Raw genomic sequence first — 24317 nt, 5'->3', positions numbered from 1 at the left:
AGGCTGGCTGGCGTGGAGCGCGCGCCGGAACGCGACACCAGGGCCGCGGCGGACTTCGCCGCGATCCGGGTCGAGTTCGGGCTGCCGGGGGAGTTCCCGACCGCGGCGCTGGCCGAGGCGGAGCAGACCTCCAGTGAGACCGTGCACCGGTTGCCGCGGCGGGATGCCACCGAAGTGCCGCTGGTGACCATTGATCCGCCGGGCGCCAAGGATCTGGACCAGGCCGTGTGCGTGCGGCGGCTGGCCAGTGGGTTCCGGGTGCACTACGCGATCGCCGACCTGGGTGCGGTGGTGCCGCCCGGCGGGGCGCTGGACGCCGAGGTGCGCAGACGCGGGCAGACGCTGTACCTGCCGGACGGCAGTGTGCCGCTGCACCCGCCGGTGCTGTCCGAGGACGCGGCGAGCCTGCTGCCGGACCAGGTGCGCAACGCGGTGCTGTGGACCATCGAACTGGACGACGACGGTGAGCCGACCGGGGTGCACGTGGAGCGCGCGATCGTGCGCTCCACCGCCCAGTTCGACTACGCCACCGTGCAGGCCGCCATCGCCGACGGCACCGTGCATCCCTCGGTGGCCGCACTGCCCGAACTGGGCAGGCTGCGCCGGGGATTGGCCGTGCGGCGCGGCGCGATCGAACTGGCCCTGCCCGAACAGGAGATCCAGCCCGACGGCGCGGGTGGCTGGCGGCTGGTGGTGCGGCCGCGGACCGAGGTCGACGGCTGGAACGCGGAGATCTCCCTGCTCACCGGCATGTGCGCGGCCCGGATCATGCTCGAGGCCGGGATCGGCATCCTGCGCACGCTGCCCGATGCCAACGAGGGTGCGGTGCACGAGCTGCGCCGCACCGCCGCCGCGCTGGGCCTGGACTGGCCCGAGGAGATGCCGGCGGCCGAACTGCTCGCCGGGCTGGACCCGGCCGAACCGACCTCGCTGGCGCTGTCCACCGACGCGACCCGGCTGTTGCGCGGCGCGGGCTACACCGCCTTCGACGGCGCCCCGCCCGAGGTGACCACGCACGCCGGGATCGGCGCCTCCTACGCGCATGTCACCGCCCCGCTGCGCAGGCTGGTCGACCGGTTCGCCACCGAGGTGTGCCTGGCCGTGGCCGCCGGGGCGCCGGTGCCGGAGTGGGTGCGCACGGCGCTGCCCGAGCTACCCGCGGCCATGGAGGCATCCGACCGGCAGGCCGCCCAGGTGGACCGGGCCTGCATCGACCAGGTGGAGTCCTGGCTGCTGGCCGATGAGGTGGGGCAGAGCTTCGCCGCGGTGGTGTTGCGCACCAACGCCGAGGGCGGCGAGATCTTCGTCACCGAACCGCCGGTGCTGGCCAAGTGCCGGGGCGCGGGCCTGGTCGAGGCAGGCCGGGTGCGGGTGCGGCTGGTGGAGGCGGATCCCCTGCGGCGCAAGGTGTCCTTCGAGACGGAATGACCCTCCACACCAGACGGTTGCGTAGGGTGCGGGGATAGTTCCACCGGAGTCGTTGGAGGCGAAGTGAGCGAGCAGGACGTGCGCGGGTTGACGGTCGGGGTGCTCGGCGGCACCGGCCCACAGGGCAAGGGCCTGGCCTACCGCTGGGCGCGGGCCGGGCTGAAGGTCGTCATCGGGTCCCGCGACGCCGCCCGCGCCGAGTCCGCCGCCGCCGAACTGGCCGAGCTGAGCGGGGGCGCGGTCTCCGGCGCGGACAACGCCGCCTGCGCCACCGCCGCCGACCTGGTCCTGGTCGCGGTGCCCTGGGAGGCGCACGAGCCGACCCTGACCGCGCTGCGCGAGCAGCTCGCCGGGAAGATCGTCATCGACTGTGTGAACCCGCTCGGCTTCGACAAGCAGGGCCCGTTCGCGCTGGCGGTGGCCGAGGGCAGCGCCGCCCAGCAGGCCGAGGGGCTGCTCCCGGACTCCCGGGTCACCGCCGCCTTCCACCACGTCTCCGCGGTGCTGCTGGCCGACCCCGAAGTGTCCACTGTGGACACCGACGTGCTGGTGCTCGGCGATGACCGCGAGGCCACCGACCTGGTGCGCGCGCTGGCCGACACCATCCCCGGCATGCGCGGGATCTTCGGCGGCAGGCTGCGCAACGCCGGCCAGGTGGAGGCGCTGACCGCCAACCTGATCGCGGTCAACCGGCGGCACAAGACGCACGCGGGCGTCCGGATCACCGGCGTCTGAATGCGCGATGACCTCGGCGAACCGGTCCGCCTCGGTGCTGTGCCGAGGCGGGTCGTCTCGCTGGTCCCCTCGCTCACCGAGGCGGTGGCGGCCACCGTGCCGGGCGTGCTCGCCGGGGTCACCGACTACTGCACCCACCCGCCGCTGGACCTGCCGCGGATCGGCGGCTCCAAGTACCCTCGGGTGCCTGATGTCCTTGCCGCCCAACCGGATCTGGTGCTGGCCAACGCCGAGGAGAACCGGCCGGAGGACGTCGCCCAGCTGCGCGCCGCCGGCATCCCGGTCTGGGTGACCGCGGCCCCCGCCACCGTCCCGGCCGCCCTGGACTCCCTGGACCGCTTCTTCCGCGAGGTCTTCACCGCCGATCCCGGCTGGCTGCGACAGGCCCGCGAGCTGTGGACGGACCTGCCCGAGCAGCGCGGCACCGTGCTGGTCCCGGTCTGGCGCCGCCCGTGGGTGGTGCTCGGCCGCGCCACCTTCGCCGGAGACGTGTTGCGCCGCCTGGGTTTCGGCAACGTCTACGCCGATCACCCCGACCGCTACCCGCGTCCGCCGCTGGCCGAACTGCTCGGCTGCGGCGCGGACCTGGTGGTGCTGCCGGACGAGCCGTACGAGTTCACCGCCACCGACGGCCCGGAGGTCTTCCCGGGCCGCCGCTGCGTACTGCTCTCCGGCCGCCTGCTCACCTGGTACGGGCCCTCGCTGGTGCCGGCCAGGGCCGAGCTGGCGGCGGCGTTCAGCGCCTGAACCGGTCCGTCGCCTCGATCAGGTGGTGCAGGGTGCCGGGTTCGTTGAAGGCGTGGCCCGCGTCCGGCACAATGATCAGCTCCGAACCGGGCAGCGCGCGGTGCAGTTCCCAGGCCGTCACCAGCGGGGTCACCACGTCGTAGCGGCCCTGCACCAGCACGGTCGGGATGCCGGCGAGCTTGTCCGCGTCCCGGATGAGCTGGCCGTCGGCGTAGAAGCCGCCGTTGACGAAGTAGTGCGTCTCGATCCGGGCGAAGGCGGCGGCGAAGGTCGGCTCCGCGTAGTGCGCGATCTTGTCCGGGTCCTGGTGCAGCCTGCTGGTGGCGCCCTCCCAGGTGCTCCAGGCGATGGCCGCGGGCTGCCACACCGCGGGGTCCGGGTCGGCCAGGCGGCGGTGGTAGGCGTGCAGCACGTCCGCGCGTTCCGGCTCGGTGAGCTGGTCCAGCACGGTCTGCCATTCCGCCGGGAAGAGGAAGCCCGCGCCGCCCTGGTAGTAGAACTCCAACTCGTTGCGGCGCAAGGTGAAGATGCCGCGCAGCACCAGTTCGGTGACCCGGTCCGGGTGGGTCTGGGCGTAGGCCAGGGCGAGGGTGCTGCCCCAGGAGCCGCCGAAGACCTGCCAGGCGTCGATGGCCAGGTGCTCGCGCAGCCGCTCCATGTCGGCGACCAGGTGCCAGGTGGTGTTCACCGACAGGTCGGTGGCCGGATCGCCGGCGTGCGGGGTGCTCTGGCCGCAGCCGCGCTGGTCGAACAGCACGATCCGGTAGGCGGCCGGGTCGAACACCCGGCGCTGGTCGGCCGAGGTGCCGCCGCCGGGGCCGCCGTGCAGGAACACCGCGGGCTTGCCGTCGGGGTTTCCGCTGGTCTCCCAGTAGATCCGCTGGCCGTCGCCGACCTCCAGCCAGCCGCTGTCGTAGGGCTCGATCTCCGGGTAGAAGGTCCGCACGCGCACCGCTCCTAATCGTGTCTACCTGATGGGATGAAGGCCATCATCGTCCCCCAGACCGTAGATTCGGGCGCATGGCTGGTGCGCAGTTCGGCAAGGAGACCTCCGCCCGCGGCGAGTGGGTGCGGCAGGCCAACCGGTTCACCCGGCGGATCACCGCCGACGGCTCCTCGGGATTCCCGGCCGAACGCGGCCGCTACCGGCTGGTGGTGTCACTGGCCTGCCCGTGGGCGCACCGGGCGGTGATCGTGCGCAGGCTGCTCGGCCTGGAGGACGCGCTCTCCCTGGCGGTGGTCGACCCGATCCGGGACGAGCGCGGCTGGCGGTTCACCCTCGATCCGGACGGCCGGGATCCGGTGCTGGGCATCGACTACCTGGCCCAGGCCTACCACCGCACCGACCCGGAGTTCGAAGGCCGGGTCACCGTTCCGTCCATTGTGGACATCCAGACCGGCGAGGTGGTCACCAACGACTACCCGAACATCACCGTGGACCTCAACACCGAATGGCACGCGCTGCACCGGCCGGGCGCGCCCGAGCTGTACCCGGCCGAGCTGCGTGCGGAGATCGACGAGGTCAGCGAGGGCATCTTCCACGACGTCAACAACGGCGTGTACCGCTGCGGCTTCGCCACCACCCAGCTCGCCTACGAAGAGGCGTTCACCGCGCTGTTCGCCCGCCTCGACCAGCTCACCGAACGCCTGTCCACCCGCCGCTACCTGGTCGGGGACACCATCACCGAAGCCGACATCCGGCTGTTCACCACCCTGGTCCGCTTCGACGCGGTCTACCACGGCCACTTCAAGACCAACCGGCACAAGCTGGCCGAGCTGCCGGTGCTGTGGGCCTACGCCCGCGACCTGTACACCACACCGGGTTTCGGCGACACGGTGGACTGGGACCACATCAAGCGGCACTACTACGTCACGCACGACAACATCAACCCGACCCGGATCGTGCCCCTGGGCCCGGATCTGACCCACTGGTACGAGCCGCACGGCCGGGAAGCCTTGGGCGGCAGGCCTTTCGGCAACGGCACCGCGCCCGCGTCCCACGTCTGAGACGACAAACGGCGGCCGTCCCCACCGGGGAGCGGCCGCCGTTCGTGTGTGCGTTCAGTGGAAAACGTGCTCCGGCGCCGGGAACTGCCGACCCCGTACCTCGGCCGCGAACTCGTTCGCCGCGCCCGCGATCACGCCGCCGACATCCGCGTACCGCTTGACGAAGCGCGGCGCCTTGCCCTGGTTGAGCCCGGCCATGTCCTGCCACACCAGCACCTGCGCGTCGCAGTCCGGACCGGCGCCGATGCCCACGGTCGGGATGGCCAGCTCGGAGGTGATCCGCTTGGCCACATCGGCAGGCACCATCTCCAGCACCACCGCGAACGCCCCGGCCTCCTGCAGCGCCAGCGCGTCGGCGACCATCTCGTCCCCGGCGTCGCCACGGCCCTGCACCCGGTAGCCGCCCAGGTTGTGCTCGCTCTGCGGGGTGAAACCGAGGTGGCCCATCACCGGCACGCCCGCGCTGGTGATCGCTTCCACGTGCGCGGCGAACCGGCGGCCGCCCTCCAGCTTCACCGCGTGCGCCTGGCCGTCCTTCATGAACCGGACCGCGGTGGTCAGCGCCTGTTCGGGGGAGACCTGGTAGGAGCCGAACGGCAGGTCGGCGACCACCAGTGCCTTCTTCACCGAGCGGGTGACCGCGCGGACCAGTGGCAGCATTTCCTCGACTGTGACCGGCAGCGAGGTCTGGTAGCCGTAGACGGTGTTCGCGGCCGAATCGCCGACCAGCAGCACCGGGATCCCGGCCTGGTCGAAGATCGCGGCGGTGAAGGTGTCGTACGCGGTGAGCATGGGCCACGGCTCGCCGCGTTCCTTCAGCTCACGCAGGTGGTGCACCCGGACCCGCTTGGCCGGGCCACCCGGCGCGGGGGCCGCTCCGGTGCCGTAGGGGGCCTGGCCTTCGCCATGGGACACAGCAGTCATCGTTGACCGTCCTCTCCTCGCCCCTCGAGGCCCGACCTCACGCGGGTCCCCGGGTTCGCTGGGAAATTGCAGTGCCAGCCCAGCGTGACACGTGGTGCACACCTCGGCACGCCGGTGGGAGCAGCTTCACACCCCCTTGACCCGGCGCACCGCCTCGGCCACTGTGTCCGGCCGGTCCAGCGGCATCATGTGCCCGCAGCGCTGGACCACTTCGTGCCTGCCACCGGGGACCAGCCGGGCCAGCCGGGCGTGTCCGGCCAGGATCCGCCGGGCCTGCCGGGGCCTGCCCAGGGCCCCGGCCGCGGTGAGCACCAGCCAGGGCAGCGCGGGCAGCGGGTGCCCGGCGCGCACCGCCTCCAGTTCGGCGACCAGGTCCGGGTAGGCGGCCAGCTCGTCCAGGATCGCGCCGATCACCTCCGGCCGCCGGTACACCGCCTCGATCTCGGCCAGCGGTGCCACCTCGCGATGGGTGTGACTGCCGGTGCGCAGCACGGACCGGCGGCTGGCCGGACCGGACCAGCCCGCCAGCGCCCGGCCCAGCCGCCGCATCCCGGGCACCCGCCCGAGCGCGAGCAGCGTCTGGGCGAAGACCGCCTCCCCGTCGAAGGGCCTGCCCACCCCCGGCGGCTCCGGGCTCGGGTCCAGCAGCACCGCCCCGGTCACCCGATCCGGGCGCAGCCGGGCGTAGCCCTCCACGTGCAGTCCGGCGATGGAGTGCCCGACCAGCACCGCCCGCCGCGCGTGCACCGCGTCGAGCACCGCGTCCAGCACGGCCACCTCGCGGGCCAGACTTGGTGGGGCCAATGCAGGTCCGCTGTCGCCGGTGCCGGGCCGGTCGAAGCGCACCACCCGCAGGTCAGCGGCCAGCAGAGCGACCACCGCCGGCCAGTCGAACCAGCCGCCGCCGAGTCCGGCGGAGAGCACGACCACCTCGGCGGCGGCGGGACCGTCCACCTCGACCCGCAGCAGCCCGGCGGGCGAGGAGATCAGCGAGGGCACCCCGCCAGCCTGCCGCATCGCCTGCGGACCGGGTGGATCGGCAGATCGAATACGGTGAGCACCGTGAGGCGGCACACTGCGGACGAAGCGGCGATCCGGACGGCCCTGCCGAGGTGGCAGAGCCGGGCGGCCGGCATCGTGGCCACCGTGGTGCAGCTGTCCGTGCTGTCCTGCCTGCTGCTGTTCACCGTGACCGACCTGCACGGCGATGTCGCCGAGGACGACTACAACGCGCCGGTGGTGCTCTTCGGCGAGGTCTTCAACGCCCTCGGCCTGCCGGTCGAGCCGAACATGGTGATCATCCTGGTGCTCGCGGTGCTCGGCGCCGCGCTGCGCAGGCGCAAACGGGCCGCGCTGTGGACGTTACTGCTGTTCCAGATGATCAACCTGACCATCTCGCTGAGCGCGTTGCTGCTGGCCTGGCTGTTCCCGGCGGCCATGGAGATGCAGCCGGAGCTGGTCGAGGAGATCCTGGACTACGCCTGGTGGCGGCCGCTGACCACGGTGGCCATCTCGCTGTTCCTGCTGCTGCTCGTGCCCGCCTTCCCGGCCCGGCTGGCCATCGGGGCCTGGCGGCGGGCGATGGCCGTGCTCGGCTCCGGCATGGTCGTGGTGGTCTGGATCGGCTGGGGCCTGACCCACCTGTACCCGGACTCCGCCTTCGAACCGACCGACCGGCTGCTGTGGGTGCTCAACCAGGTCACCGGTGAGATCCCGCCCGCCCGGCAGCTCGGCGTGGTGGACGGGCCCGGCTCGCTCAGCGTCACGCTCAGCCTGCTCAGCGCGGTGGTGCTGGGGTACGCGCTGGCGGTGTTCTTCCGCGGCGTGCGCACCCAGCGGCTGATGTCCCCGGCCGAGGAGCTGCGGCTGCGTGAGCTGCTGGCCGAGCACGGCGAACGCGACTCACTCGGCTACTTCGCCACCCGCCGGGACAAGAGCGTGCTGTTCGCGCCGAACGCGCAGGCCGCGGTCACCTACCGGGTGCTCGGCGGCACCAGCCTGGCCAGCGGTGATCCACTCGGCGATCCGGACTACTGGCCGCAGGCCATCCACGCCTGGCTGGCCGAGGCCCGCCGCTACGGCTGGGTGCCCGGGGTGCTGGGCGCCTCCGAGCACGGCGCGCACGCCTACGCCGCGGCCGGGCTGAAGGTGCTGGAGATCGGCGACGAGGCGATCCTGGAGGTCCGCGACTTCAGCCTCACCGGCAGGCACCGGCGTGCGGTGCGGCAGGCGGTGAGCAGGCTGGAACGCGCCGGGTACACCGCGCGGATCCGCCGCCACGGCGAGATCCCACCGCACGAGCTGGGCAAACTGGTCGACCTGGCCCAGGAGTGGCGCGGCGAGGGCAGCGAACGCGGATTCTCCATGGCGCTGGGCCGCCTCGATGACGCCAGCGACGGGCGCTGCGTGATGGTCGAGGCCTACGACGCCGGCGGCAAGCTGCGCGGCCTGCTCTCCTTCGTGCCCTGGGGCCGCACCGGCCTGTCCCTCGACCTGATGCGGCGGGACCGGCAGGCCGAGAACGGGCTCAACGAGTTCCTCGTCTCCGAACTGGCCGCGGCCAGCGGACGCCTTGGCGTGCAACGCATCTCGCTGAACTTCGCGATGTTCCGGGCGGTGTTCGAGGAGGGCGCGCAACTGGGCGCCGGACCGGTGCTGCGGCTGTGGAAACGGGTGCTGAGCCTGTTTTCCCGGGTCTTCCAGCTGGAATCGCTCTACCGGGCCAACGCCAAGTACGGCCCGCGCTGGGAACCGCGGTACCTGTGCTTCCCCGGCTCCCGGAAACTGCCCAGGGTCAGCATCGTGGCCGGGGTCGCCGAGGGCTTCCTGCCGGCCACCCGCACCCTGCGCCGCAACTCCGCCCGCGACCTGCGCACCGGCGAGGTGGCCGCGGAGTTCGTCCGCCAGGTCGCCCAGATCGAGGAACGCGCCCGCACCGTGCGCGCCCCGGCCGCGCGACTGCCCGAGCAGGTCCGGGTGCGCCGCCGCAAGCTGGACCGGTTGCGGGAACTGGGCATCGACCCGTACCCGGTGAACTTCGACCGCGAACACACCCTCGGCGAGATCCGGGCCGCGCACGGCGGACTGGCCCCGGACAGCCACACCGGCGTGGAAGTGCGCATCGCCGGGCGGGTGGTGGCCAAACGCGAACTGGGCCAGCTCTGCTTCGCGGTGCTGCGTGACCTCACCGGCGAACTCCAGGTGATGCTCGCGGTGGACGCGCTGGGCAAGGCGCTGCTGGACGACTGGAAACTGGCCGTGGACATCGGCGACCAGGTCGGCGTGATCGGCCAGGTGGTCACCACCCGCCGCGGCGAGCTGTCCGTGCTGGCCACCGAGTGGGAGATGACCGCCAAGTGCCTGCACCCGTTGCCGGACCGGCGTAAGGGCCTGTCCGACCCGGAGGCCAAGGTCCGGCAGCGCTACCTGGACCTGGCGGTCAACCCGGACGCCGGGCAGATGCTGCGGTTGCGCAGCACGGTGGTCCGCTCGGTCCGGGACTTCCTGCACGACCGGGACTACCTGGAAGTCGAGACCCCGATGCTGCAGGCGGTGCACGGCGGGGCCAACGCGCGCCCGTTCGTCACCCACATCAACGCCTACGACATGCGGATGTACCTGCGGATCGCGCCCGAGCTGTACCTCAAACGGCTGTGCGTGGCCGGGGTGGACCGGGTCTTCGAGCTGAACCGCAACTTCCGCAACGAGGGCGCGGACGGCACGCACAACCCCGAGTTCACCATGCTGGAGGCGTACCAGGCCTACGCCGACTACGACACCATGCTGCGGCTGACCAGGGAACTGGTGCAGCGCGCCGCCACCGCCGCCTACGGCGCGCCGATCGCCCGGCACCGCGACCGCGCGGGCAAGCTCGTCGAGCACGACCTCTCCGGGGAGTGGCCGGTGATCGGCTGTTACCAGGCGATCTCCACCGCGCTCGGCGAGGAGGTCACCCCGGACAGCAGCCGGGCCGAACTGCGCGCGCACAACCAGCGTGCCGGGCTGACCGTGGCCGATGACGCCGGGCACGCCCAGCTCATCCAGCACCTCTACGACCACCTGGTGGAGGCCCGCACCGGCGCCCCGGTGTTCTATCGCGACTTCCCGGCCGAGGGCTCGCCGCTGACCCGCAGGCACCGGGCGGACCCTCGGCTGGCCGAACGCTGGGACCTGGTCGCCTTCGGCAGTGAGATCGGCACCGCCTACTCCGAGCTGACCGACCCGGTCGAGCAACGCGACCGCCTGGAAGCCCAGTCGCTGCGCGCGGCCAGCGGCGATGTCGAGGCGATGGAGCTGGACGAGGACTTCCTGCGCGCGCTGGAGTACGGCATGCCGCCCACCGGCGGCCTGGGCATCGGCGTGGACCGGCTGCTGATGATGCTCTCGGGCGCGTCCATCCGGCAGACCGTGCTGTTCCCGTTCGCCCGCCCGCTGGGCCGCAGACGGTGACACCGGGCCGCCCCCGGCGGCGTTAATCGGACCGCAACCGGCGAGTGTGCGCCGTTTCGCAGCCGGGAACGGCGTTCCGGAGCAGGATCCACCCCATGGTTGTCTCCACCCGGCTGCCGACCGCCATCCTGGGCGGCGGCTATCTCATGGTGGGTGTGCTCGGGCTGAACGCGCCGGGCAACACCCTGCTCGGTGTGTTCACCGCCGATCTCGCGCACAGCTGGCTACATCTGGCGCTGGGCGCGATCCTGCTGGTCGGCGGCACCGCGGGCGGTCGCTGCGGCACCGGCGCGCAGCTGCTGGCCGGGGCGCTGGCCGGGGTCGCGGGCACCCTGGGACTGGCGCTGACCGGCAGCGGGCCGTTCCTGGCCACCACCGCGGACAACATCCTGCACCTGAGCACCGCGATGCTGTTGCTGGTGCTCGGCCTGGCCACCGCGGTCCGCACGCCACCGGCCAAGCCGGGCCGGTACGGGCCGCTGTCGGTGGCTAGCTATTGCGGGCGTTGAACCCGTCGGTCACCACCCGCAGCAGCCGTTCCCGCTGCTGTTCATCGCCGGTCTGCTCACCTAGCCAGGCCACCGAGGCGGTCAGCGCGAGCACGTCCTTGGCCGGCACGTCCTCCCGCACCACCCCGGCCCGCTGCAACTGCTCGACCAGCCGCTCACCGGCCTGGTTCATCGCGTGACACGCCTCGTGCAGCGCGGTGTCCGGCGCCCGCAGCATCGCCACCAGTGCGGCGGGCAGCCCGCGGTAGAGCGAGATCCGCGCGGTGAACAGCAGCAGGAACTCGTCCAGGGCCTGTCGCGGCGGCACCCGCGCCAGCCGTTCGGCCGCGGCCCGCAGCTCCGCGAACTGCTCCCGCAGCAACGCCTCCAGTAGCGCGTCCCTGGTCGGGAAATGCCGGTACAGGGTGCCGATGCCGACCTCGGCACGGCGGGCCACCTCCTCCAGGGAGGCATCGGTGCCATCCCGCCGGAACAGCTCGTCAGCCACGGCCAGCAGCCGCTCGTAGTTTCGCCGGGCATCCGCGCGCACAGTGCACCCCTGGCTAATCGGAGGCTGCCTCCGTAACTTATCCGGAGGGGGCCTCATCTTATTCTGGTTGGCAAGTGGAGGCGGGTATGAGCGTGGAACTGGGGCGGGTCGGCGTGTGGACCTGGGCGTTCGAGGCGAGTCCGTGGCCGGAGGTCCGGGCGGCGGCCCAGGAGATCGAGCAGCTGGGCTACGGCGCGCTGTGGTTCGGCGAGATGGACGGCCGGGACGCGGTCAGCCAGGCCGCGCTGCTGCTCGGCGCCACCGAGCGGATGGTGATCGCACCCGGCGTGGCGATCATCTACCGGCACCACCCGGCCACCCTGGCCCAGGCCGAACGCGCGCTCGCCGAGGCATATCCAGGCCGGTTCGCGCTCGGTCTCGGCGTGAGCAACCGGGCCTACATGGAGGAACGCGGCCACACCTGGCAGCCGCCGGTGCGGGCCATGCGCGAGTACCTGGACGCGATGGACGCCGCCCCGCTGACCGGACCCGCGGGGCCGCGCGCACCCCGGCTGCTGGCCGCGCTCGGCCCGAAGATGGTGGAACTGGCCGCCGAGCGGGCCTGGGGCGCGCACCCGTACTTCATGCCGGTCGAGCACACCGCCTACGTGCGCGAACGGCTCGGCCCGGAGGCGAAACTGGTGGTGCACCAGAACATCACCCTGCACGAGGACCCCGCCGAGGCCAGGCGGCTGGCCAGGAGTTCGCTCGCGCCGTGGCTGGCCATGGGCGACACCACGTCCTCGCGCTGGCGGCTGATCTCCGAACTCACCGGCGTCACCGAGGCCGACCTGGCCCACGGCGGCAGCGACCGCCTGGTCGACGCGATGATCGCGCACGGCGACGCCGAGATGATCGCCGAGCGGGTCCGCGCCCAGTTCGCCGCGGGCGCGGACCACGTCTGCATCAGCGTCGCCACCGAATTCGGCGTGCCCGAACTCGGCCTGGCCCAGCTCCGCGAGCTGGCCCCCGTGTTGCTTTAGTTGTGGTGCTCGCGCCAGAGATTGGTGATCGGCAGCCGCCGGTCCCGCCCGAACGCCTTGAAGGTGATCTTGGTGCCCGGCGGGTACTGGCGGCGCTTGTACTCGGCCCGGTCCACCAGTTGCAGCACCCGCTCCACCAGGGCCTGGTCGAAGCCGGCCGCGAGCAGCTCGGTGAAGCCCTTGTCACCCTCGACGTACTCGTCCAGCACCGCGTCCAGCAGCGGGTAGTCCGGCAGGCTGTCGGAGTCCTTCTGGTCAGGGCGCAGCTCGGCCGAGGGCGGCTTGGAGATCGAGTTCTCCGGGATCGGCGGCACCTCGCCGCGCTTGTCCGCCTCGGCGTTGCGCCAGCGGGCCAGCCGCCAGACCAGCGTCTTGGGCACGTCCTTGATCGGCGCGAACCCGCCGACCGCGTCGCCGTAGATGGTGGAGTAGCCCACCGCCAGCTCGGTCTTGTTGCCGGTGGCCAGCACCAGGTGCCCGTGCTGGTTGGACAGCCCCATCAGCGTCACGCCGCGCGCACGGGCCTGCACGTTCTCCTCAGCCAGCCCGGTCAGCCCGAGCTGCTCCACGAAGACCTTGACCACCTCGCCGATCGCCCTGGTCTCGTAGTGCGTGCCCAGCCGCCTGGCCAGCTCGGCCGCGTCGGACTTGGAGTGCTCCGAGGAATAGTCGCTCGGCATGGACACGCCGTGCACCGCGTCCGCGCCGAGCGCGTCCGCGGCCAGCGCGGCCACCACCGCGGAGTCGATGCCGCCGGAGAAGCCGAACACCACCGAGCGGAACTTGTTCTTGGTGACGTAGTCGCGCAGCCCGGTGACCAGCGCGTGCCACACCTCGGCCTCTTCGCTGAGCGGTTCGGCCACCGGGGGAGCGGGCTGGGCCTCGTACGCGGGCAGCGGGCGCTCGCTGAGCACGGTCCGGCTGACCTCGAACCCGCCGATGTCGCCGGTCCCGGTGTGCCCGCCCGAGGTCAGGTCCAGGTCCAGCACGGTGAGGTGCTCGACGAACTGCGGCGCCCTGGTGAGGATCTCGCCCTCGGCGCTGACCACCAGCGAATCGCCGTCGAAGACCAGCTCGTCCTGACCGCCGACCAGGTTCACATAGGCCATCGGCGCGCCGGCCTCCGCGGCCCGCCGGGCCACCAGCGGCCCGCGCGCGTCGTCCTTGTCGCGCTCATACGGCGAGCCGTTGACGCAGACGACCAGGTCCACCCCGGCCTGCCCGTAGGCGGCCACCGGCCCGCCGTCCTGCCAGATGTCCTCGCAGATGACCACGCCGACGTCCACCCCGTGCAGGCGCACGATCGGCAGCGTCCGGCCGGGCACGAAGTACCGGAACTCGTCGAAGACGCCGTAGTTGGGCAGGTGGTGCTTGGCGCACCGGGCGACGACCCTGCCGTCCTGGATCAGCGCGGCCGCGTTGCGCGGACCCGCCTCGTCCCGGTCCAGGTAGCCGACCACCACGAGCGCGTCGCCGCAGCCCGCCGCGGCCAGTCGCTCGGCCAGCTCGTCCACGGCCGCCCTGGAGGCGGCGGCGAAGGACTCGCGCAGGGCCAGGTCCTCCACCGGGTAGCCGGTGAGCACCATCTCGGGGAAGGCCACCAGGTGGGCGCCGGCCTGCACGGCCTTGCTCGTCCACTCCACGACCATCTTCGCGTTTCCGACCAGGTCGCCGACGCAGGCGTTGACCTGTGCCAGGGCGATGCGCAACTGCGTCATCTGGCTATTCTCTCCCAACGACTCCAGTGATGGACGGAGATCTGCTTGCCAGGATCGACCTTGAATCCGAGGCAGGACAGTTTTCGCCTGGCAGTATCGAACAGGTGAACCGGCTCCTGACACCCGCCCTGGCCGTGCTGCTGCTCACCACTGCCTGCGTGAACCCCATCGCAGGTGGCCCAGCCGAAGCCGTCCAGGTGGAGCAACGAGGACCGGCGGGCGCCGTGCCGCCAGGTCTGGAGAACTTCTACGGCCAGCGCCTCGGCTGGGGCCGCTGCGAGGGTTACGTGCGCGGTGAGGACCAGGCACTGGCCTTCGCCCGCCGGGACGCCCAGTGCGCGCGGCTGACCGTCCCACTGGACTACGCCAAGCCGGACGGGCCGACCATCAGCCTCGGCCTGCTGCGCCGTCCGGCCACCGAACCGGCCCGCCGGATCGGCGCGCTGGTGCTCAACCCCGGCGGCCCCGGCGGGTCCGGGATGAGCGCCGCCGCCCAGCTCGGCGCCAGCCCCACCGCGCCAGGACAGCGGCTGGAGATCAGCCGCCGGTTCGACCTGGTCGGCTTCGACCCGCGCGGGGTCGGCGCCAGCGAACCCCAGGTGCGCTGCCGCACCGACGCCGAACGCGACGCCGAACGCCTGGACCTCGACCTGGACACCTCGCCCGCCGGGATCACCCAGACCGAGGCCGAGGAGAAGGAACTGGCCACCCGGTGTCAGCAGCGGGTCGGCGAGGCACTGCTGGCCACCGTGGGCACCAGGGACGTGGTCAAGGACGTCGACGTGCTGCGCTCGGCGCTGGGCGAACCCAAGCTCAACTACCTCGGCTACTCCTACGGCACCCGGATCGGCACCGCCTACGCCGAAGCGTTCCCCGGCAATGTGCGGGCGATGATCCTGGACGGCGCGCTCGACCCGGACCAGGACCCGGCTGCCGAACTCGTGGCCCAGGGCGCGGGCTTCCAGAAGGCATTCGACACCTTCGCCAAGGACTGCCGCCAGCAGCAGGCATGCCCGCTCGGGCGCACCGCCGAGGGCGCGGTCCCCGCGTTCCGGGCCCTGATGAAACCGCTGACCAGCACCCCGGCCGAGGCGGCAGGCGGCCGCAAATTGTCCTACTCCGACGCCACCACTGCGGTGATCCAGGCGATGTACAGCCAGCAGCTGTGGGAGCCGCTGCGCACCGGGCTGACCGAGCTGAAACAGGGCAAGGGCGAGACCCTGATGCGCCTGGCCGACACCTACTACGGCCGCGGCGAGGACGGGAAGTACAGCAACCTCAACGACGTGTTCACCGCGATCCGCTGCGTGGACGACCCGCGCACCACCGACCCGGACCAGCGCCGCGAGCTGGACCGTCGCTACCGCGCCGCCGCGCCCTTCCTCGACGACGGCAACCCGCCCAGCCCGGCTCGGGACGCCTGCGCGTTCTGGCCGGTCCCGGTGACCAGCCGGCCGCACCTGCCCAAGGTCGACGGCCTGCCCAAGGTCCTGGTCATCTCCACCACCGGCGACCCGGCAACGCCGTATCAGGCCGGGGTCGAACTGGCCCAGGCGTTGAACGGCGCGCTGCTGAGTTTCGTCGGCACCCAGCACACCGTCTTCGCCCAGGGCAACCAGTGCGTGGACACCGCGGGCACCGCCTACCTGACCGAACTGGCCCTGCCCGCCCCGGACACCCGCTGCATCGGCTGAACTTGGGCAGCCCCGGCGGGCGGTCGCCGAGGGCACCGGGCAGAGTGACGCCGTGACCCTGAAAGCCACCGGCCTGCTCGCCGCGCTCCTGCTGCTGGCCGCGTGCACGCCGAGCGCCCCGGAACCACCCAGGACGGATCCGGCGCTGGACAAGCTGTACGCCCAGAAACTGAGCTGGGGCCCGTGCCCGCCGCTGGCCGCCTCCAGCCAGCAGCAGGAGGCTTTCGCCGGTCAGGGCCTGGAGTGCGCCAAGCTCACCGTGCCGCTGGACCACGCCAAACCGGGGGAGAAGACGATCTCCCTGGGCGTGCTCCGGGTGGCCGCCACCGAGCAGGCAGGCCGGATCGGCTCGCTGGTGTTCAACCCGGGCGGACCCGGCCAGTCCGGCATGAGTCACCTCGCCGTCGAGGGCCCCAAGATGGTCGAGCTGCGCAAGCGCTTCGACCTGATCGGCTTCGACCCGCGCGGGGTCGGCGCCTCCGAACCCAAGGTCCGCTGCCTGGACCCGGCCGAACGCGACGCCCAGCGCCTGATCCACATCGACCCGGCCGCGCCGGACGCGGTCGCCCGGACCGAGGCCGAGGCCAAGCAGGTCGCGGACAAGTGCGCCGAACGCACCGGCAAGGACGTGCTCGCCGTGCTCGGCACCCGCGAGGTCGCCAAGGACCTGGACCTGCTGCGCGCCGCCCTCGGTGACGCCAAACTCAGCTACGTCGGCTACTCCTACGGCACCCGGATCGGCACGGCCTACGCCGAGAACCACCCGGACAAGGTCCGCGCGATGGTCCTGGACGGCGCGGTCGACCCGAACCAGGATCTCTCCGCAGCCCAGCTCGCCCAGGAGGAGGGCTTCGCCAAGGCCTTCGCCGCCTTCGCCAAGGACTGCGCCAAGCAGGCCGCCTGCGCGCTGGGCCGCAAACCGGAGCTGGCCGAGGACAACCTGGACAAGCTCACCGACCCGCTGAAGAAGACTCCGCTCAAGGTCGGCGCCCGCAAGCTCTCGGCCAACGACGTCGGCATCGCGCTGACCGCCGCGCTCTACACCCAGGAGCAGTGGCCCACCCTCAACCTGGCCCTGCTCGCCCTGCAAGCGGGTCAGGGCGAACTCGTGCTGGCCTTCGCCGATGGCTACCTGGGCCGCGCCGAGGACGGCAGCTACGCCGGGGACACCGACCTGCTCACCGCGGTGAACTGCGTGGACACCCCGCCGATCACCGACCGCGCCCAGGTCGAGGCGAACACCCGCAAGATCGCCGAGAAACTGCGTGAGATCCGCGGCGGCAAACCCGACCCGGAACCGCCGGTGGCCGCGCTGGACGTGTGCGCGCACTGGCCGGTCCCGCCCACCGGCAAGCCGCACCAGCCCAAGGCCGACGGCCTGCCGCGCACCGTGGTCATCTCCACCACCGGCGACCCGGCCACCCCGCACCAGGCCGGCATCGAGCTGGCCAAGGCACTCAACGCGCACCTGGTCACCGTGGAAGCCACCCAGCACGGCGCGTTCCTGCTGCGCGGGAACAAGTGCGTGGACGACCCGGTCACCAGGTACCTGCTCGACTCAACGCCGCCAGCGGACAACACCCGCTGTCCGGGTTGAGCGGCACGCCACAACATCGACCCAAGTCCCACAGCCGAGCATTTAGGGTTACGCCATGGATCGCCAGCAGGAATTCGTGCTGCGCACGCTGGAGGAACGCGACATCCGGTTCGTCCGGCTGTGGTTCACCGACGTGCTCGGCTTCCTCAAGTCGGTAGCCGTCGCCCCGGCCGAGTTGGAGGGCGCCTTCGCCGAAGGCATCGGCTTCGACGGCTCGGCGATCGAGGGCTTCGCCAGGGTCTATGAGTCCGACATGGTCGCCAAACCCGACCCGGCCACCTTCCAGGTGCTGCCCTGGGAGACCGCGGACGGCCAGCTCTACTCCGCGCGCATGTTCTGCGACATCACCATGCCCGACGGCTCGCCCTGCTGGTCGGACCCCCGGCACGTGCTGCGCCGCACCCTGTCCAAGGCCAGCGAGGCCGGGTTCACCTGCTACGTGCACCCCGAGATCGAGTTCTTCCTGCTCAGCAAGCTCACCAACGACGGCACCGAACCCGAGCCCGCGGACAACGGCGGCTACTTCGACCAGGCCAGCCATGACACCGCCCCGCACTTCCGCCGGCACGCCATCGAGGCCCTGGAGGCCATGGGCATCTCGGTGGAGTTCAGCCACCACGAGGGCGCGCCCGGCCAGCAGGAGATCGACCTGCGCTACGCCGACGCGCTGACCATGGCCGACAACGTGATGACCTTCCGGTACGTGGTGAAGGAGGTGGCGATCAAGGACGGCGTGCGCGCCTCCTTCATGCCCAAACCCTTCTCCGACCAGCCCGGTTCGGGCATGCACACCCACGTAAGCCTGTTCGAGGGCGACCGCAACGCCTTCTACGACAGCGAGGACCCCTACGAGCTGTCCGGCACCGGCAAGGCGTTCGTGGCCGGCCTGCTCAAGCACGCCCGCGAGATCAGCGCGGTCACCAACCAGTGGGTCAACTCCTACAAGCGGCTCATCGTCGGCGGCGAGGCCCCGACCGCGGTCTGCTGGGGCCACGCCAACCGGTCCGCGCTGGTCCGGGTGCCGATGTACTCCCCTGGCAAGGCATCCTCGCGCCGGGTGGAGATCCGCAGCATCGACTCGGCCTGCAACCCGTACCTGGCCTACGCGGTGGTCTTGGCCGCCGGGCTCAAGGGCGTGCGCGAGGGCTACGAACTGGCCCCGCCCACCGAGGACGACGTGTGGTCGCTCACCGAGTCCGAGCGCCGCGCCGCCGGCTATGACAGCCTGCCGCAGAACCTCACCGAGGCGCTGACCGCGATGGAGAACTCCGAACTGCTCGCGGAAACCCTGGGCGAGGGCGTCTTCGACTACTTCCTGCGCAACAAGCGCGCCGAGTGGGACGCCTACCGCCGCCAGGTCACCCCGTATGAGCTGCGCACTTATCTGCCCATGCTGTAGACCCCTTGACCGCTGGACCATCCGGAGGATGAGGTGGAGGCATGCGCCGCCTCCGGATGGTCACCACCCTCGCGGGTGAGCTGGACGCGGCCACCATCCCCGGACTCCAGTCCCGGATGGCCACCGGGGAGTTCACCCCGACCGAGCTGACCACCGCCTATCTGCACCGGATCCACACCCTGGACCCGCTGCTGCGCGCGGTCATCCGCACCGAACCCGCCGCGCTGACCGCGGCGCACGCCAGCGACGAACGCCACCGCACCGGTCACCGGCTCGGTCCGCTGGACGGCATCCCGGTGCTGCTCAAGGACAACATCGGTGCAGGCACCACCACCGCGGGCTCCCGCGCGCTGCGCTGCCACCAGCCCGCCGACGCCGTGCTGGTCCGCGCGCTCAAGGCCGCCGGCGCGATCATCCTGGGCAAGACCAACCTGTCCGAGTGGGCCAACTTCCGCTCCACCGGCTCCACTTCCGGCTGGTCCGGGCTGGGCGGGCAGACCGCGAATCCCCATGTGCTGGACCACAACCCGGCCGGTTCCTCCTCCGGCTCCGCGGTCGCGGTGGCCGCCTCGCTGGCCCAGGTCGCCATCGGCACCGAGACCGACGGCTCGATCGTCTGCCCCGCGGGCGCCACCGGCGTGGTCGGACTCAAACCCACCCTCGGCCTGATCAGCCGCACCGGTGTGATCCCGATCTCGGCCGACCAGGACACCGCGGGCCCGCTGGCCCGGCATGTGATCGACGTCGCCCTCACCCTGGCCGTGCTGCGCGGCCGAGACCCCGCCGACCCGGCCACCCACGCCATCCCGCCCGAGTCCACCGCACCCGTCGCACTGGACGGCCGCCGCCTCGGCCTGTGGCGGCAGGCCGGTGTCGACCCGGCCGCCGACCAGGTGATCTCGGCCGCCGTGGCGGTCCTGCGCGGCGCGGGTGCCACCGTGCTCGAGGTCGATCTGCCGTACCAGCGGGAGATCACCGACGGCGAGTTCCCCTGCCTGCTCACCGAATTCCGGCACGACCTGGAGCGCTACCTGGCCGCCTGCCCGCCGTTCCCCGGCGGCCCGCGCACCCTCGCCGACCTGGTCGAGTTCAACCGCGCGGACCCGATCGAGTTACACCGGTTCGGCCAGGAACTCTTCGAGAAAGCCCTGACCGCACCGGGCCGCACCGACCCCGGCTACCTGGCCCAGCGTGCCCGGATCAGCAGGCTGGCCCGCGCCGCCATCGACGAAACCCTTGCCGCCCAACAACTCGACGCGCTCATCGCACCCAGCAATGCCCCGGCCTGGCGCACCGACTACCCGGCAGGCGATGACTACCGGCTCAGCTCCTCCACCCCGGCCGCCGTCGCGGGTTACCCGAACGTGTCAGTTCCGGCAGGATTCGCCGGCCCCCTCCCGGTCGGCCTGTCCGTCTTCGCCGGCCGCTGGCAGGACGCCGGAGTGCTCGCCATCGCCGCGGCTTTCGAGCAGGTCAACCCGGTCCGCCGAGCCCCGCTACTCCTGCCGCGGCTCGCCGTCAACGATCTTGGGGCCGCCCGTTGAGTGATCAACAGGATGTTTCCGCGGACTCGGGGAACGACCCGGCGGCGGCTAGGTTGGCCGATGTGACCGAAACCTTCGTCACCGCCCAGCCGTTGGCCGTGCCGCGTGTCGAGCTGCCCGACCCGCCGCAACCGGCGGTCACGCCCGAGCCCGCGGCCGCCCCCTCGGTGGTGCTGCGGGCCTGCACGGTGGCCACCAGGGCCCAGCTGCCCGCGGTGCGCGTGCTCACCACCTCCTTCCTCGGCAACCACCAGGACGGCCAGTTCATCGCACTGGTGGTGGACGCCGATCCGGACGCCGCCGGGCCAGGGGTGCTGACCCCGGCCGACATCGGCGTGTCCACCGAGGAACTGCACCGCCTGGCCACCGCGTGCACCGCGCGCGAGCTGTGCGCGGTGCTGCAGCCCCGGCTGCTCGCCCACCTCATCGGCGAGGGCGGCCCGGTGCTCTACCTGGACCCGAGCGTGGTTGTGCTCGACTCGGTCGCCGAAGCGGTGCTGACCGCCGCCGCCCGGGTGCCGGTCGTGCTGGTCCCGCGCGTGCTGCGGCCGCTGCCCAGGGACGGCCGCCGCCCCGGCCCGGCCGAACTGCTCGCCGCGGGCACCTTCGACCCCGGTTTCCTCGCGGTCACCCCCGGCGCGGAGGAGTTCCTGGACACCTGGGCCGAACAGGTCCGCGAGGCCCCCGACGCCGCCGGCGCCTTCCTCGACGGCGCGCCCGCCCTGGTCGACCACCACGTGCTGCGCGACCCCGGCATCGGCGTGTCCGCCTGGAACGCCGGCCAGCGCGCGGTCCGCCGCGACGAGGCGGGCACCCTGCTGGTCGACCAGACCCCGCTGCGCACCGTGCACTTCGCCGGGTTCGACCCGCAGCGCCCGTGGCTGCTCTCCGCCGAACTCGCCGACCGCCCGCGGATCCTGCTCTCCGAACACCCGCCGCTGGCCGAACTGTGCGCCGGCTACCGCAACGACCTGGTCCGGGCCGGACACACCGCGCACCCGGTGGCCTACCGCTTCGGCGCGGTCGGCGACGGCATCCCGCTGCCCGCCCAGCTGCGCCGGGACTGGCAGACCGCCCAGGGCGCGGACGCCGCGCCGCCGCCGGCCTTCGGCGTCACCGCCGCCGAATTCCTGCGCTGGGCCTGCGCGCCCGGCGACCCGATCCAGGCCGCAGCCGGCGGTTCCCGCTGGGCAGCGGCCCTGTGGCGGGAGGACACCGCGCTCCGCGAGCGCTACCCGGACCCCTTCGACGGCGACGCCGCAGCCTTCCGCGAGTGGTGCGCCGGCGCCGGCGTGGCCACCGGCCGCCTGCACCCCGGCGCGGTGCCCCGCGCCGACGCCGGGCGCGGTCCGATCCTGATCGACCAGCTCGGCGTGAGCGTGGTCGGTTCCGGACCCGAGGCCGAGCTGTTGCGCGCCGCGGTGCGCGCCTCCGGCCTGCCCTCGGCCGACGAACCGAGCTACCCGGTGGTGCTGCGCTGCGCCGGCGCGCCCACCCCGCCCGCCGACCGGTACGTGATCAACGTGCTGCCCGAGCCCGGTGCCCGGCCCGGCCCGGCCAGTGAGCTGTGGGTCGCCTCCGACTCCAGCCGCAACGCGCTGCAACGCACCGGCTGGCCGCCGGTGCGCACCATGCCGCTGCCGGTGGTGGACCGCGGCGCGGTGGACGCGGACACCCGCACCATCGCCAGGGACCGGGTCGGACTGGCCGACGGCGTGGTCTTCGCCGCCACCGTCGACCACTCCGCCGAACGCCAGGGCAACGCGCTCGGCCTGGTCGCGGCCTTCCTCGCCGCCTTCCCCGACCGGCACGACGTGCACCTGTTGCTGCTGGTCAACGGTGCCCAGCAACATCCGGAAGCCGCCGAGCGACTCCGCCTGGCCACCGCGGCCGACCCGCGGATCATCCTGGTCGAGGAAAGCCACGGCGACACCCTGCTCGACGCCGCCGACTGCGTGGTCTCGCTGCACCGCGCCGAGGGCGTGCCCGGCGACCGCACCGCGCTGGTGCTGGCCTCCGCCGCAGCCCGCGGCCTGCCGGTCCTGGCCACCGAAGCGGGCGCCATCGCCGAACTGCTCGGTTCCGACGCCGCGATGCTGGTGCCCTGCCACCCCGGCGGCCGCGAACCCGACGCCCAGTCCGCGGTCCGGCTGCTGCGCGCGATCGCCGACAACCCGGAGACCGCGGCCAAACTCGGCGCGGCCAGCCGGGAGTACCTGCTGCGCACCCGCGGCGTGGCCATCGCCGGCGAACAGGTCCGGGAACGCGTGGAGCAGGCATTCCGCGCCTGGCGCACCCGCCGCGCCGCGGCCAGGCACGGCCACGGCGAGGATCCGCTGCGCCCACTCCAGTCCGCCAAGCACGCGCTGCTGCGCCGCGCCGATCCCGGCGTGGAAAGCCGGATGCCGATGGCCCCGCAGCTGCGCAAAGCCGTGTTGCGGGTGCTCAGCCACTACGACAACCACCTGCGCGAGGTGCTCAACGCGGTCGTCGACGGGGTCGAGCGCACCGCGAGCGAACTGGCCCGCCGCCAGCACGAGATCGAGTCCGGCGACCTGGGCGGCCAGGACCTGACCGCCGAGGTCGCCGAGCTGACCGACCGGCAGGCCCAGCTGGACGACCAGCTCGTCGGCGTGGACGACGGCGTGGTCCGGGCCAGGGCCGACCTGGCCGCGCAGGGCCGCCGCATGCGCACCATCGAGGAGGCGGTCACCAGCCAGTCCAGCACCAGGGACAAGCAGGTGGCCGAGCTGGCCGACCGGATCGACCGGCTGACCATCGCGCTGGACCGCACCCTGGACCGGATCGACGACCTCGAGTCCCGGATGGCCGGCTCGCTGCGCGAACGGGACAGCAGGCTCGGCGCCGGCATCCGCGCCGCGGAGGAGGCCAGGAGCACCGCGGACTCGCTGCGCCGGGTGGTGCTGCGTGAACACCAGCGCACCACGGTCGAACCCGAGCACGCGCCGCAGTCCTCGGTGGTGCTCACCGAGGCCGGGCTGATGCGCCTGCCCAGCGAGGACGCGCTGATGCTGCCGCTGCTCTCCAGCAACGGGGTGTGGCAGCCCGAGGTGTGCGCCCTGATCGACTCGCTGCTGGAGCCGGACGGGGTGTTCGTCGACGTCGGCGCCTACATCGGCTACCACTCGATCCGGGTGCTGAGCAGGCTCGGCGCCAGTGGCGCGGTGGTCGCGGTCGAACCCAGTGCCACCGCGCGGGAGCTGCTGCACCGCAACGCCGAGCTGAACCTGCCAGGCCCGATCGCGGACCGGCTGGCCGTGCTGGACGTGGCCGCCTGGGACACCGTGACCACGCTCGGCGTGCGGCCGGCGCTCTCCGGCGGGATCTCCGTCTACGAGGCCGAGGCGGACGCCGAGGTCGAACGCGTGCAGGCGGTCCGGCTGGACAAGGCGATCGAGGCGTTGCCCGAGATCAGCCAGCTCAGGTTGTCCGTGGTCATGGTGGACGCGGCCGGCTTCAGCCACCGCGCGCTGGGCGGTCTGGTCCGCCTGTTGCGCCGGGACCGGCCACACGTGGTGTGTTCGTTCGCGCCCCGGGCCATCACCGAACAGGGTGCCGATCCGATCGCGGTACTGCAGGAATTCCGCGTCTGGGGGTACGAGTTGGTCCCCGTTGGCTCCGATGAGTCACGAGAACCAGCCGAGATCGTCCAGTTGGCCGACGCCCGATCGGGTCTAGGCAGCGCGCTGCACCTCTGGTTGCGTCCCAAGGACCGCCGGAGCTGATCGCGGACCGGGGGTTTGATCGTCCGTCAAGCCCCTGGCCAGGCGATTTGACTTCTGCGCCAGCCCTGCGTAACTTTCTCTCTGCCAGCGCGGAACGGCCCCGGGAAATCGGGTGGCGGTCCGCTGGTAGGATCACGAACCAAGCTCCCACCCGCAGGGTGGTAGAGTGGGTGACCGAAAAGCTTCCAGGACAATCAAGCCCCGGAACAACTGTCGGCCTCTGCGGCTGGTGGTTGTGCGGTGTGCGTGTGTTCTTTGAGAACTCAACAGTGTGCCGATGTAAGCCAGTAGAGCTTATATATTTGAAA

Annotated in this window: 17 protein-coding genes; 12 read left to right on the top strand and 5 right to left on the bottom strand. The window is 72.3% G+C overall.

Annotated features, from left to right (window positions below):
* Positions 1-12 precede the first annotated feature (12 nt).
* From MZC64_RS23135 to MZC64_RS23125, 3 genes are all read left to right on the top strand, one after another.
* Positions 13-1428 carry an RNB domain-containing ribonuclease gene (locus MZC64_RS23135; RefSeq protein ID WP_247759878.1) on the top strand — a complete coding sequence of 472 codons (1416 nt, stop codon included), beginning with the start codon at positions 13-15 and terminating at the stop codon, positions 1426-1428.
* Between the two features lie 63 nt (positions 1429-1491).
* Positions 1492-2163, top strand: coding sequence for an NADPH-dependent F420 reductase (npdG, locus tag MZC64_RS23130; protein WP_247759879.1), 672 nt, complete (start codon positions 1492-1494; stop codon positions 2161-2163).
* Positions 2164-2910, top strand: coding sequence for a helical backbone metal receptor (locus MZC64_RS23125; RefSeq protein ID WP_247759880.1), 747 nt, complete (start codon positions 2164-2166; stop codon positions 2908-2910).
* Here MZC64_RS23125 and pip read toward each other — a convergent pair.
* Positions 2900-3862 (bottom strand): prolyl aminopeptidase, encoded by a 963-nt coding sequence (pip, locus tag MZC64_RS23120; protein ID WP_308301059.1) that lies wholly within the window; start codon positions 3860-3862, stop codon positions 2900-2902. The two genes, MZC64_RS23125 and pip, sit on opposite strands and share 11 nt — an antisense overlap.
* 68 nt (positions 3863-3930) lie before the next feature.
* Between pip and MZC64_RS23115 the strand changes: the two genes are divergently transcribed.
* Positions 3931-4917, top strand: coding sequence for a glutathione S-transferase family protein (locus tag MZC64_RS23115; protein ID WP_247759881.1), 987 nt, complete (start codon positions 3931-3933; stop codon positions 4915-4917).
* Between the two features lie 54 nt (positions 4918-4971).
* Here the strand turns inward: MZC64_RS23115 and panB are convergent, their stop codons facing one another.
* Positions 4972-5841 carry a 3-methyl-2-oxobutanoate hydroxymethyltransferase gene (panB, locus tag MZC64_RS23110; RefSeq protein WP_247759882.1) on the bottom strand — a complete coding sequence of 290 codons (870 nt, stop codon included), beginning with the start codon at positions 5839-5841 and terminating at the stop codon, positions 4972-4974.
* Between the two features lie 126 nt (positions 5842-5967).
* Positions 5968-6840: an alpha/beta fold hydrolase gene (locus tag MZC64_RS23105; protein ID WP_247759883.1), complete on the bottom strand. Its 873-nt coding sequence runs from the start codon at positions 6838-6840 to the stop codon at positions 5968-5970.
* A gap of 63 nt (positions 6841-6903) precedes the next feature.
* On the opposite strand from MZC64_RS23105, the gene lysX reads away from it, so the two are divergent.
* Positions 6904-10290 (top strand): bifunctional lysylphosphatidylglycerol synthetase/lysine--tRNA ligase LysX, encoded by a 3387-nt coding sequence (gene lysX, locus MZC64_RS23100; protein ID WP_247759884.1) that lies wholly within the window; start codon positions 6904-6906, stop codon positions 10288-10290.
* Positions 10291-10385: 95 nt separating this feature from the next.
* Positions 10386-10799 (top strand): DUF4383 domain-containing protein, encoded by a 414-nt coding sequence (locus tag MZC64_RS23095; protein WP_247759885.1) that lies wholly within the window; start codon positions 10386-10388, stop codon positions 10797-10799.
* On the opposite strand, the gene MZC64_RS23090 is transcribed toward MZC64_RS23095, so the two are convergent.
* The gene (locus MZC64_RS23090) at positions 10780-11328 is read right to left on the bottom strand and encodes a TetR/AcrR family transcriptional regulator (RefSeq protein WP_247759886.1); all 549 of its coding nucleotides are present in this window, start codon (positions 11326-11328) and stop codon (positions 10780-10782) included. The genes MZC64_RS23095 and MZC64_RS23090 overlap by 20 nt on opposite strands.
* A gap of 86 nt (positions 11329-11414) precedes the next feature.
* Here MZC64_RS23090 and MZC64_RS23085 point away from each other — a divergent pair, with 86 nt between their 5' ends.
* On the top strand, positions 11415-12311 hold the full coding sequence (locus MZC64_RS23085; protein ID WP_247759887.1) for a TIGR03620 family F420-dependent LLM class oxidoreductase: 897 nt from the start codon (positions 11415-11417) through the stop codon (positions 12309-12311).
* Here MZC64_RS23085 and MZC64_RS23080 read toward each other — a convergent pair.
* The gene (locus MZC64_RS23080; RefSeq protein WP_247759888.1) at positions 12308-14029 is read right to left on the bottom strand and encodes an NAD+ synthase; all 1722 of its coding nucleotides are present in this window, start codon (positions 14027-14029) and stop codon (positions 12308-12310) included. The genes MZC64_RS23085 and MZC64_RS23080 overlap by 4 nt on opposite strands.
* A gap of 104 nt (positions 14030-14133) precedes the next feature.
* On the opposite strand from MZC64_RS23080, the gene MZC64_RS23075 reads away from it, so the two are divergent.
* The 5 genes from MZC64_RS23075 to MZC64_RS48780 all read left to right on the top strand — a co-directional run bounded on the left by MZC64_RS23075 (position 14134) and on the right by MZC64_RS48780 (position 24009).
* Positions 14134-15723 (top strand): alpha/beta hydrolase, encoded by a 1590-nt coding sequence (locus MZC64_RS23075; protein ID WP_247759889.1) that lies wholly within the window; start codon positions 14134-14136, stop codon positions 15721-15723.
* A 52-nt stretch (positions 15724-15775) separates the two neighbouring features.
* Positions 15776-17320, top strand: coding sequence for an alpha/beta hydrolase (locus tag MZC64_RS23070; protein WP_247759890.1), 1545 nt, complete (start codon positions 15776-15778; stop codon positions 17318-17320).
* Positions 17321-17375: 55 nt separating this feature from the next.
* Positions 17376-18719, top strand: coding sequence for a type I glutamate--ammonia ligase (gene glnA, locus MZC64_RS23065; RefSeq protein ID WP_247759891.1), 1344 nt, complete (start codon positions 17376-17378; stop codon positions 18717-18719).
* A 41-nt stretch (positions 18720-18760) separates the two neighbouring features.
* A complete protein-coding gene (locus MZC64_RS23060) occupies positions 18761-20263 on the top strand; it encodes an amidase (protein WP_247759892.1) in 1503 nt (500 codons plus the stop codon).
* A 62-nt stretch (positions 20264-20325) separates the two neighbouring features.
* Complete coding sequence (locus MZC64_RS48780) at positions 20326-24009, top strand: FkbM family methyltransferase (RefSeq protein WP_247759893.1); 3684 nt, start codon at positions 20326-20328, stop codon at positions 24007-24009.
* Positions 24010-24317 lie beyond the last annotated feature (308 nt).

It is taken from the genome of Crossiella sp. S99.2, from assembly GCF_023094165.1.
In the GTDB taxonomy this organism is placed as follows: Bacteria; Actinomycetota; Actinomycetes; order Mycobacteriales; family Pseudonocardiaceae; genus Crossiella.
The sequence above is the reverse complement of the archived record's forward strand: the minus strand, read 5'-3'. Positions and strand labels throughout refer to the sequence as shown.

Excerpts from the sequence above, each read along its gene's own strand:
- MZC64_RS23125 (WP_247759880.1), top strand. The coding sequence starts at position 2,164 with ATGCGCGATGACCTCGGCGAACCGGTCCGCCTCGGTGCTGTGCCGAGG.
- MZC64_RS23115 (WP_247759881.1), top strand. The coding sequence starts at position 3,931 with ATGGCTGGTGCGCAGTTCGGCAAGGAGACCTCCGCCCGCGGCGAGTGG.
- panB (WP_247759882.1), bottom strand. The coding sequence starts at position 5,841 with ATGACTGCTGTGTCCCATGGCGAAGGCCAGGCCCCCTACGGCACCGGA.
- MZC64_RS23095 (WP_247759885.1), top strand. The coding sequence starts at position 10,386 with ATGGTTGTCTCCACCCGGCTGCCGACCGCCATCCTGGGCGGCGGCTAT.
- MZC64_RS23085 (WP_247759887.1), top strand. The coding sequence starts at position 11,415 with ATGAGCGTGGAACTGGGGCGGGTCGGCGTGTGGACCTGGGCGTTCGAG.
- MZC64_RS23080 (WP_247759888.1), bottom strand. The coding sequence starts at position 14,029 with ATGACGCAGTTGCGCATCGCCCTGGCACAGGTCAACGCCTGCGTCGGC.
- glnA (WP_247759891.1), top strand. The coding sequence starts at position 17,376 with ATGGATCGCCAGCAGGAATTCGTGCTGCGCACGCTGGAGGAACGCGAC.
- MZC64_RS23060 (WP_247759892.1), top strand. The coding sequence starts at position 18,761 with ATGCGCCGCCTCCGGATGGTCACCACCCTCGCGGGTGAGCTGGACGCG.